Annotated in this window: 17 protein-coding genes; 6 read left to right on the top strand and 11 right to left on the bottom strand. The window is 28.5% G+C overall.

Going from position 1 to position 18,519, the window contains the following annotated elements; all coding sequences use genetic code 11:
• Nucleotides 1–6 precede the first annotated feature (6 nt).
• Entirely contained in the window at nt 7–687 is a 681-nt protein-coding gene (locus R4I97_RS09455) for an HAD family hydrolase (protein ID WP_335784793.1), read from the top strand.
• Nucleotides 688–962: 275 nt separating this feature from the next.
• Here R4I97_RS09455 and R4I97_RS09450 read toward each other — a convergent pair whose 3' ends face one another.
• Nucleotides 963–1,520, bottom strand: coding sequence for a flavodoxin family protein (locus tag R4I97_RS09450; RefSeq protein ID WP_335784792.1), 558 nt, complete (start codon nt 1,518–1,520; stop codon nt 963–965).
• Between the two features lie 122 nt (nt 1,521–1,642).
• Between R4I97_RS09450 and R4I97_RS09445 the strand changes: the two genes are divergently transcribed.
• Complete coding sequence (locus R4I97_RS09445; RefSeq protein ID WP_295296020.1) at nt 1,643–1,975, top strand: winged helix-turn-helix transcriptional regulator; 333 nt, start codon at nt 1,643–1,645, stop codon at nt 1,973–1,975.
• Between the two features lie 469 nt (nt 1,976–2,444).
• Here the strand turns inward: R4I97_RS09445 and R4I97_RS09440 are convergent, their stop codons facing one another.
• The 6 genes from R4I97_RS09440 to rsxE form a co-directional block, all read right to left on the bottom strand.
• The gene (locus tag R4I97_RS09440) at nt 2,445–4,061 is read right to left on the bottom strand and encodes a peptide ABC transporter substrate-binding protein (RefSeq protein ID WP_335784791.1); all 1,617 of its coding nucleotides are present in this window, start codon (nt 4,059–4,061) and stop codon (nt 2,445–2,447) included.
• Between the two features lie 420 nt (nt 4,062–4,481).
• Nucleotides 4,482–5,369 (bottom strand): DUF58 domain-containing protein, encoded by an 888-nt coding sequence (locus R4I97_RS09435; protein WP_335784790.1) that lies wholly within the window; start codon nt 5,367–5,369, stop codon nt 4,482–4,484.
• A 320-nt stretch (nt 5,370–5,689) separates the two neighbouring features.
• The gene (locus R4I97_RS09430) at nt 5,690–8,236 is read right to left on the bottom strand and encodes a hypothetical protein (RefSeq protein WP_335784789.1); all 2,547 of its coding nucleotides are present in this window, start codon (nt 8,234–8,236) and stop codon (nt 5,690–5,692) included.
• 681 nt (nt 8,237–8,917) lie between these two features.
• The gene (locus R4I97_RS09425) at nt 8,918–9,736 is read right to left on the bottom strand and encodes an RnfABCDGE type electron transport complex subunit B (protein WP_335784788.1); all 819 of its coding nucleotides are present in this window, start codon (nt 9,734–9,736) and stop codon (nt 8,918–8,920) included.
• Between the two features lie 25 nt (nt 9,737–9,761).
• Nucleotides 9,762–10,343, bottom strand: coding sequence for an electron transport complex subunit RsxA (rsxA, locus tag R4I97_RS09420; protein WP_335784935.1), 582 nt, complete (start codon nt 10,341–10,343; stop codon nt 9,762–9,764).
• Nucleotides 10,344–10,345: 2 nt separating this feature from the next.
• Complete coding sequence (gene rsxE, locus R4I97_RS09415) at nt 10,346–10,993, bottom strand: electron transport complex subunit RsxE (RefSeq protein ID WP_295296026.1); 648 nt, start codon at nt 10,991–10,993, stop codon at nt 10,346–10,348.
• A 632-nt stretch (nt 10,994–11,625) separates the two neighbouring features.
• On the opposite strand from rsxE, the gene proB reads away from it, so the two are divergent.
• The 4 genes from proB (at nt 11,626) to R4I97_RS09395 (ending at nt 14,749) form a co-directional block, all read left to right on the top strand.
• Nucleotides 11,626–12,771, top strand: coding sequence for a glutamate 5-kinase (gene proB, locus R4I97_RS09410; RefSeq protein WP_335784787.1), 1,146 nt, complete (start codon nt 11,626–11,628; stop codon nt 12,769–12,771).
• A 461-nt stretch (nt 12,772–13,232) separates the two neighbouring features.
• Nucleotides 13,233–13,559, top strand: a complete 327-nt coding sequence (gatC, locus tag R4I97_RS09405; protein ID WP_295296028.1) for an Asp-tRNA(Asn)/Glu-tRNA(Gln) amidotransferase subunit GatC — start codon at nt 13,233–13,235, stop codon at nt 13,557–13,559.
• Nucleotides 13,560–13,593: 34 nt separating this feature from the next.
• Complete coding sequence (lepB, locus tag R4I97_RS09400; RefSeq protein WP_335784786.1) at nt 13,594–14,328, top strand: signal peptidase I; 735 nt, start codon at nt 13,594–13,596, stop codon at nt 14,326–14,328.
• Between the two features lie 85 nt (nt 14,329–14,413).
• Nucleotides 14,414–14,749 (top strand): preprotein translocase subunit SecG, encoded by a 336-nt coding sequence (locus R4I97_RS09395; RefSeq protein WP_335784785.1) that lies wholly within the window; start codon nt 14,414–14,416, stop codon nt 14,747–14,749.
• A 56-nt stretch (nt 14,750–14,805) separates the two neighbouring features.
• On the opposite strand, the gene R4I97_RS09390 is transcribed toward R4I97_RS09395, so the two are convergent.
• The 4 genes from R4I97_RS09390 to R4I97_RS09375 all read right to left on the bottom strand — a co-directional run bounded on the left by R4I97_RS09390 (nt 14,806) and on the right by R4I97_RS09375 (nt 18,507).
• Nucleotides 14,806–15,315, bottom strand: a complete 510-nt coding sequence (locus tag R4I97_RS09390; RefSeq protein WP_335784784.1) for a GNAT family N-acetyltransferase — start codon at nt 15,313–15,315, stop codon at nt 14,806–14,808.
• Between the two features lie 31 nt (nt 15,316–15,346).
• Nucleotides 15,347–16,534, bottom strand: a complete 1,188-nt coding sequence (recA, locus tag R4I97_RS09385) for a recombinase RecA (RefSeq protein WP_335784783.1) — start codon at nt 16,532–16,534, stop codon at nt 15,347–15,349.
• 161 nt (nt 16,535–16,695) lie between these two features.
• Nucleotides 16,696–17,331, bottom strand: coding sequence for a DUF4405 domain-containing protein (locus R4I97_RS09380; RefSeq protein WP_335784782.1), 636 nt, complete (start codon nt 17,329–17,331; stop codon nt 16,696–16,698).
• A 480-nt stretch (nt 17,332–17,811) separates the two neighbouring features.
• Nucleotides 17,812–18,507 (bottom strand): flavodoxin, encoded by a 696-nt coding sequence (locus R4I97_RS09375; protein WP_335784781.1) that lies wholly within the window; start codon nt 18,505–18,507, stop codon nt 17,812–17,814.
• Between the last annotated feature and the right edge of the window lie 12 nt (nt 18,508–18,519).

Here is an 18,519-nt window from a genome sequence, read left to right as displayed (position 1 = left end):
TATATCATGATTAAAAATATAATATTTGATTTAGACGGAACATTGATAGATTCTATCCCAGATATAAATGATAGTGTAAATAAAACTTTGGAATATATAAATTTTCCAAGTTTGGATATAGAATACACAAAAAAGTATGTTGGCAATGGTGCTAAGCTTTTAATAAAGAGAGTGTTAAATCATTTTGCTGATAAATATGACAAAGAATATTTAGAAAGCATTGAAAATGATGTGTATAATTTTTATATTGATTATTATAGTAAACACTCTACAGACAATACAAAGCTTTATGATAATGTATTAGAAACACTTACATCACTTTATAAACTCAATATTAATATGTTTATAATATCAAATAAGCCAAATGAGATAACAATCACAACAGCAAAAAAACTAAATATATATAATTATTTTAAAGCTGTTATAGGCGATGGAATCTATCCTTATAGAAAGCCAGATATAAACATTTGGTATAATTTAAAAAGAGATTATAACTTAATAGAAGAAGAAAGTCTTATGGTGGGAGACGGTATTCCAGATTATGAGTTTGCAAAAAACGCCAACATAAAAGCATTAATTGCATTATACGGCATTACAGACAAAGAAACATTACTAAACTTAAAAAATGATTATTATATAAACAATTTCAAAGAAGTAGAAGATTTTGTATTAGGTTACGACAAGTAAAATTTGCTGCATTGTCTGCCGCACGCTAAACCAAACAACAAATATTAATAATTTTATAAAACAATTTTAATTATATTTTTAAGCAAGCTCAACGTGCGGAGGTGTAGACTAAAAATTTAATAAAAGCAAGGGCGGGAGTGCTTCTTTTAATAAAACAATAAAATTAATGAAAGTTATATTTTGAAGTTTAGAATAAAAAAACTTATAGGGCGGGGTACGTAAATAATTTTAAAAAAGAGAGACTCTTGAGTATACAAAAGCCCCTCTTTAATCTTTTATAATATAAATTTTCCCATTTCAAAAGCTTTGTTTAATAATTCTTCTTTACCTTTAATATCTCCAGCATTAAACACTCCACCAGCTATCAAATATCCTAAATCTTTCCAACCAAGATAATTTAATAAGTAATTATAATATTCTATAACAGGCTTAGAATTATTTTCATCATTTCCCTCTGCTGCCATAAGCATAAAACACTCTTTATACGGAGTTTTATAATTTGGGTCTATTTCTGTAACAGCAAATAATCTGTCTATAGCTATTTTTAACTGAGCAGAAAAAGCCCAATAATACATAGGTGAAGCCAAAACGAGTATATCTGCTTCTTTATAATATGGGTATATTTTCAACATATCATCTTTTTGAGAACAAGGGCTATCTGGATTTTTACCTCCTCTCAAACAGCCCTTACAGCAATGTATATCCATTCTGTCTAAATCAAATCTCATTACATCATTTCCATTAAGTTTCGCACCTTTTGTAAATTCTTCTATTAAAGAAAAAGTGTTGCCGTTTAATCTTGGGCTTCCATTTAAAATTAATATTTTTTTCATTTTTTGCTCCTATTTATAAAATTACTATTGATATTATAATTATAGTATTATATATTATTAGAATCAAGTACTAACAAAAATGTTATATACTAACTAAAAGTAAAGTATAAAGGTGTATTTTTATGAAAAAAGATAATTTAAAAGAAAAATATATGGAAGATACAGGCTTTGCTTATACAATGTCTTTAATATCTGGTAAATATAAAATGATAATACTATATATATTATCAGAATTAAAGATTGTAAGATATAATGAATTAAAAAGAATAATATCAAACATATCTCATAAAACATTGAGTGTAACTTTAAAAGAATTAGAAAAAGATGATTTAATTAGCAGAAAAGAATATCCTCAAATACCACCAAAAGTGGAATATAGTTTATCAAAAAGAGGTAAATCTTTAATACCAATATTAGATGCTATATGTATCTGGGGCGAGAAAAACAGAAAATGATATTATTAAAAATTCTGTAAAATAAGTTTAAAATAATATAAATAAAACAGCTGCGTTTTTTAAATTTAATTCACATACCCCACCCTATAGGCTTTCTGTATTCACTTCTATTTTTTGTGTTGCTATTCTTTTTTGCTTTAAATTCTAATTTTGCCCCCACCCAAGATTTTTTAAATTTGCTGCATTGTCTACCGCACGCTAAATCAAACAACAAATATTAATAATTTTATAAAACAATCTTAATTATATTTTTAAGCAAGCTCAACGTGCGGAGGTGTAGACTAAAAATTTAATAAAAGCAAGGGCGGGAGTGCTTCTTTTAATAAAACAATAAAATTAATGAAAGTTTATATTATTAGCTTTAAACCAAAAAACTTATAGGGAGGGGAGCGTAAATAATTTTTTAAAACAAAAAAGAGAGACTCTTAATTATTCAAAAGCCCCTCTTTAATTATTCTTTTATAAAATATTATTTTGCAGTATTGTCATAATAAGCATAGAAAAACTTATGTTTACCAAGCACATCATACTGAACATCTTTTAAATTATCATTTACCAATAAAGGCAAAGTATAATAATATAAAGGAATGATAGGCATGTCTTCCATAAATAATTCTTCTGCTTTATGTAGCAAAGGCATTCTTATAGTATTATCATCTGTAGCAGAAGCATTAGCCAATAATCTGTCATATATAGCACTATTATAGCTTTCAACATTTTGAGGGCTGTAACTTAAAAACATACCCAAAAAAGTCATAGGGTCATCATAATCTCCAATCCAGCCATTTCTTGCTATAACATAAGCTCTGCTGTAACGTGATGCCTGAAATACTGCCCACTCTTCACTTACTATAGTAGTATCTATGCCTAAATTATTTTTCCACATCTGCTGAATAGCTTCAAATACAGAAGTATGCTCTCCTGGATTAGTTTTAAACTCAAGCACGGGAAAATTTTCTCCGTTTGGATAACCTGCTTCAGCTAATAACTTTTTAGCCTCTTCTATGTTTTTTTGATAATCTTCAGCTTTTAAACTAAAACTATCCATTCCATTTTCTCTAAAACTTCCAGTAATATCAGATATCTGCGGAGGAACAACAGCGGCAGCAGGAGTTTGACCGCCTCTTGTAACCTGCTCTACTATATAATTTCTGTCAATAGCCAAAGCTAATGCCCTTCTCACTCTCTTATCTTTCAATGTTTCATTAGTAACATTTAAACTATAATAATACAAACCTAAATAAGGTTTTATTTCTAAATATCCTTCTTCTTTTAATGTATCCATATCTTGAGCAGGTACTCTGTCAGAGAAATATATAGAACCGTCTTTTATACCAGCAACAACAGAAGTAGGGTTATCCATCAATATAAAAATTAACTTCTTAGGAACTATAACATCAATATTCCAATAATTAGTATTAACTTCCATCACAATTTTACTGTCAATTTGTCTTTCAGTCATTTTAAAAGGACCATTTCCAATATAAGTATCCGCACTCATAGTCCAAGTATCAGGATTAGCCTCAACAATATCTCTTCTCAAAGGGAAATATACAGGATAAGCCATAAGCTGGTCAAAATACGGAGTAGGAGCTTCCAAAGTAACCTCTAAAGTATTATCATCAATAGCCTTAACTCCTAAAGATTCAACAGGCATCTCACCCGCAGTAATCTTTTTAGCATTTTTTAAAGGCTCCATCTGATAACTATAATTAGCAGCAGTTTTAGGGTCAGCAGCCCTTCTCCAGCTATATACAAAATCATCAGCTACAACAGGCTTTCCATCAGACCACTTAGCATTGCTTCTAATATGAAATACATATTTGGTACCGTTCTCGCTAACGTCCCAACTCTCAGCAACACCGCCTACAATTTTACCCTCTTTATCTTTTTGTGCTAAACCTTCAAAAGCATGTATTATATACATACTTCCGTCTATAGCAGAGTTTAATGTAGGGTCTATAGTTTGAGGCTCTGGACCAACATTCAAACGCAAAACACCCTCTTCATATTTACCGCCGCCGCCGCATGACGCAAATAAAAATAAAGAAGAGGCCAATAATAAAAACTTAATAGCCTTATTCATAATTATAACTCCAATATCTATATTTTTATGAATAGTATTTTATAATAATAACTATGAAAGGTCAAATTTTTGACTTCTAACTTTTAATCATTAATTTAAAAAGTTTTTGTATATATTGCATTTATAAAAATTAAAATTAATGTAAAAACTATTACATAATATTTTTAATTTAAATCGAATAATTTATTTTTTTATATATACATAATTAGTATGGTTTAAAATTGCTTTCAACTTTCACGAAAACATTCTAAGAATATTATATTATTTATCGAAATACAAAGAACTATTGAAATAAATACTTCAACGAAAAATTAAGCAAGTACTTTTATACAAATAACAGCAATAAAAAGAATTATAATTTTTTTAAAATAATTAAAAAATGAAACTATAATAATTTTATTAATTTCTTTATAAGATATGCTATTTTCTTCTCTTAATAAAAAATTTCATAACTTCATTAATATAATTACTTGATGTATCCAATACTATATTTTCTATAGAGTTTCTTTTTAAAAACTGTAATTTATCTTCAAGAATTTTACTCTGCTCATTGATATAAGCCTCTCTCACATTCTTGTTACCCATATCAAAATAAACATACTCATCATTCTCTAAATCTGATAAAACTAAAGTGCCAAGCAAATTAGGCATTTCATATTCCAATTTATCATTAACCAAACAAACCACAAAATCATTTCTCTTTCTTGTAATGTCTATCTGTTTTTTAGGCAAGTCAGAACATGCATCCGTTATAAGAAATGTAATACTATCTCTTTTTTGTATCTTGTTAAAATATTCTAAAGCATTAGCAATATTAGTTTCAGCACTTTTAGGTTCAAACTCTATAAGCTCTCTAATAATTCTAAGCACATGATTTTTTCCTTTATTTAGAGGAATAAACTTTTCAACGGTATCAGTAAATATTAAAAGCCCTACTTTGTCATTGTTTTTTAGAGCAGAAAAAGAAAGCAAAGCACTAAGTTCTACAATAAGATTATGTTTAGTTTTTGTAAGTCCAAAATCAGTAGACGCAGAAAAGTCAGCTAATATAACAACATTAAGCTCCCTCTCTTCTCTAAATCTTTTAATAAAAGGCTCATTATACCTCGCACTCACCTTCCAATCCATAGCCCTCACATCATCGCCAATATTATACTTTCTCACCTCATCAAACTCTATACCATGCCCCTTAAAAGCAGAATGATACTGTCCAGCAAAATAAGAGTTTACTATACGCGAAGTTTTTATTTCTATTTGTCTAACAGATTTTAGTATATCTTTGGTTGTTATAGTGCTGTCTCTAAACATATTTATTTCCTTTGGTACTTACTATACAAAAGATTTAAGGTTTTGTCAATTTTTATGTTTTCTAATTTTTTTAGTATAATTTAAACGAATATATTTCGTAATCTATGTTTTTATTTTATTCAACTTTTTCCCGCCGCTCGCACCCACAGGCACTTCCTTCGGCCGCGGTGCGGACTTCGTCAAAAGAACCATACGAAGTACGCCTATGGCGAAAGTGCGAGTGTTTTAATTTTATATGTTAGGAATATGTATTAAATATATCCTACTTCATTAATTTAAATAAAAACAATGGCATACCCATTTAATTTTTACAAACTTATCTATTTTATCTTCTGATAAAAGTAAAAATTATATTTCTCATATTCTGTTTTAACATTTGTATAATTTTTTAACACATAATCATTAAAAAAATTTACACTATTTATGTAATTAGTATTATAATAATATGATATATTATATAATTCTTTTCCAGATAGAAATACATCAGGAGATTTTTCTAAAAACATTTCAACAACTTTAGTATAACCCAACTGAGGATTCCACCAATCACTTTCATTAGGTAAAATCAATGAATTTGTCCAACCCAAATTAGCATATCCATATACAAACGGTCCGCCAAATGATACTATACCATCGTATCCATATTTTTTTATATATTCAGTAACCTTTGATGTAATACCATTTTCTTCTGTATTTTTTGTTTTTAAATATGAAAATAATTTTTTGGATCTCTCAGAAAATACTATATTGAAATTAAAAGAACAAGTGTATAAAACTAATATCAGAAGAATTATGAATGATTGAATATAAATTATATATTTTTTCTTTTCCTCATTGTCCAATACATATATATTGCTAAATAGTTTATTTAATATAAATGGAATTATTACTACTAACATAGGAAAAACTATAACATTATGAGTTATATGATATCTATTAATGTTATAAGAATATAATCCTAACGCTGATATACAAATATATATTACTAAAGCATAATGTTTTTTTATTTTTTCATTTTCATAACCTCTAAAGATAGACATTTTATTTAAATAAAACATAAATGGAATTAAAAATATTAATATTAAAAAGACTTGAATGAAAAAGTCAATGAGCTTAATTTGATATAAAGCAGTATTAGAAACTTGATCTGTAAATAGAGGGAATAAAAGCGATTTAAAATCTTGTATTTCACCTCCCAAAACATATACATTATATATATTAAAAATAGCAAAAGATAATAATATTGAAAAAATAGAAAGTAAAAAGAAAAAGAACAAATTAATATACAATCTTTTATCTTTAAAATTATAATCATAACAATAAATATAAACATTAGCAACGGATAATGAAAAAATAGTTACTAGTCCGGACTCAACATTGAATAAAATTGCAAGAGATGCTAATAAATAACCAATTGATATAAAAACTATATTCTTTTTTGTATTAATAATGGCTAAATATCCCATAACAATAGAAGGAAATAATATTCTAAAAACTGTAAAACGAGGTCTTTCATTGTTAAGAGTAAAATATAATAATATCAATAATAATATAGCTATATTTCTATAAAAATTATCTTCTATAAGTATAAAAATAGTAATTATTATAAATACAATAGATATTCCAGCTAATATGGCAAGTAAAATAGAATATGTGTTTACATTAAGTCCGAATATTTTAAAAAATGGCTCCATTAATATAGCATAATGTCCTAATATACTATACATATTATCTTGATAAGGAATACCATTATGTACAAAAAACACTGATGTAAAATGTGATGTATGATGAAAAACATCTTCTATAGCAGGCACATATTTTTTATATACAATTAGTAATAAAGAAATAATTGATAAAAATATAAACAAATAAGTATTTGAAAATCTTTTTAAAATAATGAAAATGATAAAAGTTATAATAAATAATGATATAAAATTTAATATATTATTAATATTAAATATATAATCATTTTCCACCAATTTAAATAATATAAAAAAAGTTAATATAGAAATTAATATAAAAAAGAATACTAATTTTTTATATTTAATACTAAAAATGTATTTATTGAAAAAGTTATCTAAAAAAATAATTCTTTTATTACTATACAAATAAAATATTATAACAAAAGAGACTAGAAATAAGGAATATACTTTTAACATACCTAATTTTAATACTATTAAAATCAATAAAATTATCAAACTCGTTATAAATGATTTAATGAAATTCTGAAAAAAGTCATTTAGCAAAGAAATATTTTTACCATCAACTTTATCTTTTTGTGAATTATCTAACTTAGAGTATATAAACAAACTTAATTTATCAAAATTCAATATATGATAATAAACAAAATATAAAATAAGAATAATATATAATGATAAAAGAACATATATAAAATCTTCTTTTATCCCTAATGTATAATCAAATTCAATTTTTTTATCATATAAACTAGAAGAAGATATTAAAGAACCATATTGCTTTCCAATTTGATGCATTGTTATTTCTTTAATAAAATCATTATCTTTAAGAAATTTATTAGTATCTACATATACATAATATATATCACTATACATAAAAATTTTACTATAATACTGAAGTTTAAAATCATAAAAATATTTTTTTATATTTTCATTAGTAATAATATAATTATTTATACTATTAATATCTAATTTATTATTTACAAAAAATTGCTCTTTTATAGATTCTAAATTATTTAATTCTAAAGTTTTATTAACATAATTTTCATTAAATGATATTTCTAAATAACCTTTCCTAGTTTTACTGCCCAAATAGTATAAAGAAAAAAAAGCAATAGTGTAAACAACAATTAATAAAATATATAATTTAATACCAATATTTTTTTTAAACATATTCTCCTCTTTATTAAAAGAAAAAACTTAATCATTTCATCATCAAAATAAGAAATTGATGCAACATCAAAAGAATAGGGGGGAATTGTAAAATATAATTTTGTGAGTCTACTGTAGACTGTAGACTGTAGACTGTAGACTGTAGACTGTAGACTGTAGACTGTAGACTGTAGACTGTAGACAACAATTTAATCTATTAGTTTTCATAGTAGCTAGTTTAACATAATTTAAAATTATGTCAATCAAATTTATTTATAATAATTAATATTTTGTATTACATAAAAAGCTATAATTCATTAAATGCAGTTCTTTTGGTTCTTTTATACCAATACCGAGTAGGTGCCTTGCCTACGGCACGCAGAGCGTCGGCAAAAGAACTGGGGGTGTGTACCCTAAGGGCACGCTTCGCAGGGTGCAAAGCCCTGCAAATATCTTATTTAAATAAATGTTTTTTGCAAAAAATTAAGTTAATTTTATTGTTCTTTTTCCCGCCGCTCGCACCCACAGGCACTTCCTTCGGTCGCGGTGCGGACTTCGTCAAAAGAACCAAAAAGTGCAAGTGTTTTAATTTTATATGTTAGGAATATGTATTAAATATATCATACTTCATTAATCTAAATAAAAAACAAGGGCATACTTTTTCAAACACACCCTTGTTAATTTATTATTAATGTTTATTGATTATAAATTCACTACAGAATTAACTCTCTCATCTGTAATAGCTTTAGTAGGACATTTAGCTATACTCTCTTCTGTGATAGCATAATCTTCATAGTTAACTATAGCCAAATTATTCTCCATTCTCATGCCGCCCTCTTTAGTGTTTTTCACACAAATGCTGCATCCAATACAAGCCTTATCACAAGCCTTTTTAGCAATAGGACCTTTGTCTTTAGATTTACAATATACATGAAACTTTTGAGCTACAGGGTGAATCTCTATAAGTTTTTGAGGACAAGCCTTCACACAAGCACCGCAAGAGACACATTTATCTTCAACTATAATAGGAACCCCAGTCTCACTTTTAATAATAGCACCAAAATCACAAGCCTTCATACAATCATAAAAACCAACACAGCCATAAGAACAGTCCTTGTTTCCTCCAGCCATAACAGCAGATACACAAGTCTGAGCACCATTATAAACCTGATTAGATTTAGCTATATCCTTATGCCCATGACAAAATATATAAGCTCTCGTTCTCTCTTTTTGAGGCGGAGTAACCTTTCCTAAATATTTAGCAACAGCCTCAGCAGTAGCAGCACCGCCCACAGAACAGCCATCAACAGGAGCTTCATCAGCAACTAAAGCCTTAGCAAATTGAGCGCAGCCCGGATAACCGCAACCTCCGCAATTAGCACCCGGAAGCATCTCTGTAACTTCGGTAACCCTCTCATCAACCTCAACTCTAAAGATTTTAGAAGAAAATATTAATAAAACAGCCAATATCAAAGCTATTAAAGCCGAAGATATTGAAGCCACCAATATAGATGTAACCATTTTTACTATCCTTTAATAACAAATATCAGATTTTTATGATACCTGAAAAACCATAAAATATAAGTGCTAATATACCAGCAGTAATGAAAGGCATAGCAGGTCCCTTAAAAGCCTCTGGTATGTTTGCAGTAGCTAAACGCTCTCTAATACTAGCCATTATCACTAATGCTAATGTAAAACCAACTCCAGCACCTAAAGCAAATACTATATTCTGTATAAAGTTATATTTGTATAAAACACCAAATAAAGCTAAACCTAATACACAGCAGTTAGTAGTAATAAGAGGAAGATAAATACCTAAAGATAAGTATAAACTCTCACTAGTCTTTCTTACTACCATCTCTACAAATTGTACTAAGGCAGCTATTACTATAATAAACAAAATAGTTTGTAAAAATTCAATCTTAAAAGGCACTAATATATAATATTGTATCATCCAGCTAACAGCCGCAGTAAGCACAAGTACAAATGTAACCGCAATACCCATACTCACAGCAGAATCTAATTTATTAGAAACACCCAAAAAAGGACAAATCCCTAAAAACTTAGTTAATACAAAATTATTCACCAATACAGTAGCAACAAAAAGAAGTATTAAATTCATAATAATTACCTCACTTTAGCATCTATAGTTCTTTTGATAGCTATTAATACTCCCAAAGTAAAGAAAGCGCCCGGAGCTAATATCATAACAATCCAAGGAGTAGTAATTTCATTGTATGCATTCAAAGCAAAAGGCATAGCAGATTCAACAAAACCTCTTACAGTGCCGACTAAATCAAATCCAAGCCAAGTACCATTACCTAAAATCTCTCTGATAGAACCTAATAATAATAAAGCCATAAAGAAACCTACACCATTACCTAAAGCATCAAAAATACTTGGTATAACACCATTCTTATTAGCAAAAGCCTCTGCCCTTCCTAATATTATACAGTTTACAACAATAAGCGGTATATATGGTCCTAATGCCAATGATAAAGTATAAAACTTAGCCTTCATAACTATATCAGTTAAAGTTACAAAAGCTGCTATTACTACAATGTATCCCATAATTCTTACTTCATTAGCATAAATCTTTTTTACTATAGAAATCAAAGCTGATGAACAAACAAGTACAAATATAGTAGCCACAGACATACCAATGGCATTCATAACACTATTTGTTACTGCTAAACTAGGACACATTCCAAGAATCTGTACGAAAGTAGGATTATTTTTCCATACTCCATCAATAAATACTTGAGAATTTTTCATATTGATTAAACCTTGATTTAACTAAAATTAATTTTAAATATTTTAACATATATAAGTATAATTTCAAGCATATTAGAGGGTTGTATATGTAGAGTTTGGCTTCGTCAAAGTTTTCGCCCTTCGGTCACGCTTCGCATGGGCTAGCCTACGCAAAATAAAAAAACTTAAAAATTTTTTACTATATATTTAAATAACCATAATTTATGTTTTTATTTTTATTCAACTTTTTCTCATAGCAAAAAGTTGCAAAAAGTACAAGTACTATCGCTATGTCTTAGGAATATGTATTAGTATAAAATAATACAAATATTTTAAGCATAAACAATGCAGTTCTTCGCGAAGCGTATCCGAAGGATATGAGCTTCTTTTATACCAATACCGAGTAGGTGCCTTGCCTACGGCACGCAGAGCGTCGGCAAAAGAACTGAGTGTACGTACCCTAAGGGCACGCTTCGCAGGGGGATAGTCCCCGCAAAATAAAAAAACTTAAAAATCAATATTGACAAAATATAGTTATTTATCTATACACTAATTCTTAATTCTTATAAACTCAAAAACAACTAAATAATTTTTTTCTAAAACATTTATAATTTCAGCTTTATTTTTTTTATTTTTTAATTATAATATTTCGCATGAAAAACATAGATTTAAACAACATAAAAAGAATAGTTTTCAAATTTGGAACTAATGTATTAAGAAATGATGAGGGATATATTTCTTTAGCTAGAATATATTCTTTTATAGAGGCTATAGCTAAATATAAAAAAATGGGCAAAGAAGTTTTGGTTGTTACATCAGGAGCTGTTGGGTTGGGAGCGAAAAAAATTAATGCAACAGACTTAACTGAAGTATCTCTAAAACAAGCATGTGCGGCAATTGGTCAATCTCAGCTTATGTCTATTTATGAAGATGGATTTTCAAAGTTTGATATTGTTACAGCACAGATTTTGCTTACAGAAGAAGACTTTTCAAACAGAAGAAGATATTTAAACCTTCGCTCTACATTAGACACATTATTAAAATATAATGTAGTGCCTATAATAAATGAAAATGATACTGTTTCAAGCGATGAGCTTAAATTATTATACGATGTTACTCAAATAAGTTTTTCTGATAATGATAAACTCTCTGCTTTGGTTGCAAGCGAACTTGATGCTGATTTACTTATAATACTTTCTGACATCAACGGTCTTTATGATGATAACCCTAAAACTAATCCAAATGCTAATTTTATACATGAAGTTTTTGAAGTTACAAAAGAAATAGAAAGCTTAGGTCTTGATGCTTCTAAAGGCGGAAGAGGCGGAATGAAAACAAAATTGCAGGCTGCTAAAATTGTTACAAGGTCAGGCTGTGCTTTGATTATTGCTAATGGAAAAACTCCAAATGTCTTAAATAATATATTTACTACAAAAGAAAAAACCATATTCTACCCCGTAGAAGAAAACAATGAACTCAACACAAAAAAAAGATGGATTGCTTATGCTACCACTATTATAGGAAAGCTTGTTGTAAATGCTGGTGCTAAAAAGGCTATTATAGAGAAAGATTCCAGTCTTCTTCCTATTGGTGTAATAAAGGTTGTAAACAATTTTAAGAAAGGCGACATTGTAAGTATTATAGATGAAGAGGGCGAAGAGTTTGCAAGAGGTATTATTAATTACAACTCTGAAGATACAATCAAGATAATAGGCAAGCATTCTGATTCTATATTAGAGATATTAGGCTACAAGAATTATGATGCTTTAATAACAAGGGACTACATAGTGTTGTTATGAGGATATTTTTTAGTTTTTTATTTGTGGAGGCTTTGCCCCACACCCCAGTTCTTTTGTTGGCACAAAGAACCAAAAAGACTGTATTTAATAAAGTATAGCTTTTTATCTATAACAAAATATAAATATTATTTTAGATTACATATTCCAAATGTATGAAGCTAAAACACTTGCGTTTTTTGCAACTTTTTTGAGCGACAAAAAAGTTGATGAAATTTATATAATATACATAAGTTAATAAAATACATTTGTTTCAGTATATATTAAAAAAATCAAGTTTGTTAAACATTTTTAAGTTTTTTTATTTTGCGGGGACTAGCCCCCCCTGCGAAGTGTGCCCGTAATAAATATACAAAAACTAAATTTTGACAAAACTCAATTTTTTCAGTATAATCTAAAATATTGCAAAAATACTGCTTTTATTATATAGTATTTAAATCATTAAAACTAAGAGGACTTTTTTTATGACAACTAACAGAGAAGAATTAGAAGCTCTTTTATATCAAACTAGATTAAAAATAGAAGATAATCAAAAAGACGAAATGTTAAATAGATTAAATAAAGATTTAGCTTTTATAGAAGAACTATTTGATGTAAATGTTGATAATATAGACCCTTTATATCATGTTATTGATTTGCCTGAATATTTGAGAGAAGATACAGCTGGTGAAACTTTACAAAACGAAGTGATAATGGATTTATGCAGAAGTGGTGAATATGGCTATATAGTAGTTCCTGCTGTACCTGCTGCTTTAGAAAACAGCGAACACCAAGCTAAAAAATCTAATTAAAAAATAATTTATAATAAGGTTTCAAATACTCATAATGAACTATTCTTATGATGACAGAGAAAGCATAAAGAAAGAAAAGAAAAATGCATTAAAAGCAATATTAAAGCCTTTTATATTTATATATTATAGAAGCAACAATTTACTATATAAAACCATAGCAAGGCTTATTTTAGGTTTTATTATAGCATTCATACTCTTTGGCATCATTACGCTTTTTGTACGTTTTGATAAGATGAAAAGTTCAACTATGATGAATACTATTGAACCCAACAAAATGGTTATTACTTCAAAATTAAGATATGCACTCGAAATAAAACCTTTCGTATCAAAATTAACAGGAAAAACCATAGTATTCTCAAGACCTGAGAGGGGCGACATAGTTTTTATTGTTGACCCAAGAAGCAAAAAAGAAAATATTTTTAAAAAGTTTATATCATATACAGTTTATTTTTTCACTTTTGGAAACGTTAATATATCCAACACAAGATATTTAATAAAAAGAGTAATAGGTCTTCCAAATGAAACCATAGAAATAAAAAACAAAACCGTATACATAAACGGAGCAGAATTAAATGAACCTTGGGCAAATATTGGCAAAGATAATAGAATACTCGAAAGCAATATATCTTCGAGGGATAATTTTGGTCCTTATATTATAGGTTATAATGAATATTTTGTGTTATCAGACAATAGAGATTATGCTTATGACAGCAGAGATTTTGGAAGTATTCATTTCTCACTCATAGACGGCAAGGTTATATCTTATTAAATAAAATGCTTGAAAAATATTATATAGATGATATAATACTTTAATTAAAAACTGAAAATATAATTTTTTATGAGGATATATATTTATGAATGCTTTACTAACTTTAGGAATAATCGTTTACTCAATAATCTGTGTACTACTACTTTTACTTATAATAATACAAGGCGGTAAAGCAGAAGGTTTATTTTCTAGTGCTCAAGCAAATGTACTTGGAAGCCAAAGAGGAAATGCTCTAACTAAAGCAACTACTATTTTATCTACAATATTTATCGTAGGAGCTTTACTTATATCTATGGCTATAAGCACTCAAAAAACTGCCTTCGACCAAGCAACTACTACTCCTGCTAATAATGTGCCAGCAACACAGCAAGTGCCTACAAACAATACTTTACCAGACACTAATTTAAATACTAATAATTAATTATTTAATTTAAGAATTGAAATATTTAATTGTAAAATAAATAATAGAAGAAGTATTTATATATTATCATAAATATATAATGCTTCTTCTATATTATTATTATCATCTATCTTTAATATCTTTTTTTTGCCCGAATCTTTAAATCCGTTTTTTAGATAAAATCTTTTAGCCTCTTCATTTTTATCAAAAACATAAAGGCATAAGTTTTTATACCCATTATCTTTCATATATGATATACAATGATTTAATAATTCACTTCCTATACCAGAACCTTGATAAACTGGGTGAACATATAAAGACATTATTTCCCCATAGTTTTCTATGTTGTATCTATTGTTACCGCAGGATATAGCACCTATGATGTTATCGTCTAATAAAGCAATATGCACTTCTCTTGTCTTTGTCTTTATACCCTCAGAAAACTCTTCACACCAATCATCTAAATATATCTTTTTTAAAAAATCTTCCGACACAATATCCTTATAAGATTGCTTCCAACATATAGCATGAAGTTTGCTTATATAAAATACATCATCTATATTAGCTTTTCTTATAACCAAATCCATATTATCTCTCGATTTCTCTTATTTATCTATTTTATTCGTTATAAGCCTCTTCGGCACTCATTAAAAGGTCAGTATCATCTGCTTTTTTAGAAGCTTTTTCTTCTTCTTTTTTCTCTTCTTTTTCATTTTCTTTAGCAGGATTTTTATTTTCAAGATACTCTTCTAATTTTTCTTTAACCTTGTCTACACCGCCCATATTAAGAGCCTCTCTAATCTGTATTTCAAGCTCCATACGCATTTTAGGGTCAGCCGCAAGTAATTCTCTCACCTTCTCTTTACCCTGTGCAATCTGCTCTCCATTGTAGTAGAACCAAGCACCGCTTCTTGTGATAATTTTTGCTTCCATTGCTAAATCTATTAAGAGGCCTTCAGAAGATATACCTTTACCGAATATTATCTCTAAATTAACCACTTTAAACGGTGAAGATAATTTATTTTTAACAACTTTTATTTTTACTTTATGACCTATAGTATCATCGCCTTTTTTAATCCATTCAGTTCTTCTAATATCAAGCCTTACAGAAGAATAGAATTTCAAAGCCTTACCGCCTGTAGTAGTTTCTGTAGGACCAGCACCATAACCAGTTGTAGCAATATTTTGTCTTAATTGGTTAATGAATATTACAGCAGTATTAGTATTGCTTATTATAGCAGTAAGTTTTCTCAAAGCATGACTCATAAGTCTAGCCTGTAAAGCAATATGAGCGTCCCCTATATCCCCAGCAAGTTCCGCCTTTGAAACTAATGCTGCAACAGAATCCACAACAACAATATCAAAAGCAGTAGAAGATACAACTTTTTCTAATATTTCAAGTGCCTCTTCACCTGAGTTTGGCTGAGAAATATATAAATTGTCAATATCAACCCCCAAAGCACTCGCATACACTGGGTCAAGAGCATGTTCAGCATCTATAAAAGCAGCATAACCGCCAGCCTTTTGAGCTTCTGCTATGATGTGAAGAGTAAGTGTAGTTTTACCAGAAGCCTCATGCCCGTAAATCTCTATGATTCTTCCTCTTGGTATTCCTCCCACTCCTAAAGCGTGGTCTAAAGTTAATGCCCCAGTAGAAATAACATCAACATTAACTGTTTTATTGCTTCCAAGTCTCATAAAAGAGCCAGGACCGTATTTTTTATTTATCTGGTCGGTAATAGCTTCTATAGCCTCACTTTTACCGTCTTTTTTTATTTCAGTAGTTTCTTTCTTCTTAGTAGCCATATTCTCTCCAAAAAATTATTAACTTAAATATCATTTATAAAATTTATTATATTGTACAAAAATACATTATTTTGTCAAGCTCATTATATAAATAAAACTAAAAAATAATTATTTTATTGGAGCTATAAAACACTCTCTTTTTTATAAATATATTTATTTTATTATTTTAATTTACTATTTAATGTTTGCATAAGAGAAGTAATAAATATAAAAAGCACCATAATAGACACATAATCCATAAAGAAAAATATCACAGGCTCTTCATAATCAAAAAAAGCAAACTCCACAAGCAGAAACATTTTATTATATAATCCTCTTTTAATAAACGAAACAACTCCATATATGGAAACAAATAAAGCTATTATTATAGATATTTGTTTTTTAATAAACTTTCTATTTATAAACATACCCCAATGCATTCCCAAATGTGCCGACATAAATACAAAAGCCCAAGAGTTTGAAATCATATGAAGGCGTCTTGTAAACATTCCGCTATTGTGAATATTAAGAAAACCTAAGACTCTTTGAGAAAATAGTATTCCGCTAATCATGAGTCCCGCCATACACAAAAAAAGCATAGTGTTAATAAAAGTGTTTAATATTCTGTTAAAATTGTATTTGCCTTTATAAATATTTTTATACCAATTGAAATTGAGTATATGATGAAGTATAAAGAATATAAAAAGCATAAAGCCCAAATATTCATGCACGGCATCACCTGTAAAGTGATATGCCATTAAAACAAAGAAGAGCAGCGTCATTATTATGTCTACTGTAATTTTAATTATTTTTTTCATCGAAGCTTCTCCTTAAACGAGTTTGCTGTTTAATAGTTTCACATAGTTTAATTATTTAAAGTGCGAGTGTTTTAGCTTTATATTTGGGAATATATAAAATAGTATCTATATTTTGTATATCATAAAAAGCTATACTTTATTAAATGCAGCCTTTTTGGTTCTTTGTGGCAATACCGAAGGCACTTCCTACGGTCGCCCTGAAGGACTCCCTTCGGTCGCAAAAGAACTGGGGGTGTGTACCCTATAAGGGCACGCTTCGCAGGGGGCAAAGCCACCACAGATAATTGAAAAAAAATACTACTTTAAATATACTTAATTTTTTAACTTATATTAAAGTTTTTATGTTTTTATTATTTTCGGGGACTAGTCCCCGAACCCCTACTTCTTTTGGTGACCCAAAGAAGCAAAAGGACTGCATTCTTAAATCTAAGTATTATTTTATATCTATTATATTTTATAATATAAAAACATCTATCAACTTTAATAGCCAAGCTTCCTTAGCCAATCCAAAACTTTATTCCTTGAGTTCTTTACTCCTGGTCTATACACCCCTATAGCCTCTAACACTTCGCAATTTTCTGGAAGTAATTTTTTTAAATCTCTTATTGTTCTTGAAAGTCCTCCTGTGCCATGTGTGCAAAATGGTATTATTGTTTTGCCTGATAAATCATAGCTTTCAACAAATGTAAAAACTGCCATTGGGCATGTATACCACCAGTTTGGAAAGCCTAAAAATATAACATCATAATCATCGATGTTGTTCACTCTGCCTACTAATGCTGGTCTTTCATTATTATCTCTTTCTTTTCTTGCCTGGTTCAAACATTCATCATAATCGCTTGAATATTTGTTTTGTGTCTTTATGCTAAATAAATCTCCTCCTGTCTTTTCCGCTATCCAATTAGCAATTAACTCAGCATTACCTGGCGATAACACGCTTGCAGAAGTTTCAGCATCTATGTCAATAGAATCAGGATTTTCTACTACTGTGTTGTCTGACCATGTGAAATATGCTATTAATATTTTGTTTTGAGTGCCGTTAATATTTAGAGCATTAACGTTTTGTGAACTTTCTAAACTATCAACTATATAATCTTTTTTTTGAGTATCGTTACCGCAAGATAACATAATTATTGATAAAAGAATAAACACTATTTTTTTTATAAACACATTCATCAACACACTCCT

Origin of the sequence: Brachyspira pilosicoli (assembly GCF_036997485.1) — a bacterium.
Lineage (GTDB): Bacteria > Spirochaetota > Brachyspiria > Brachyspirales > Brachyspiraceae > Brachyspira > Brachyspira pilosicoli_C.
This window is presented reverse-complemented; position numbering and strand designations above follow the sequence as displayed.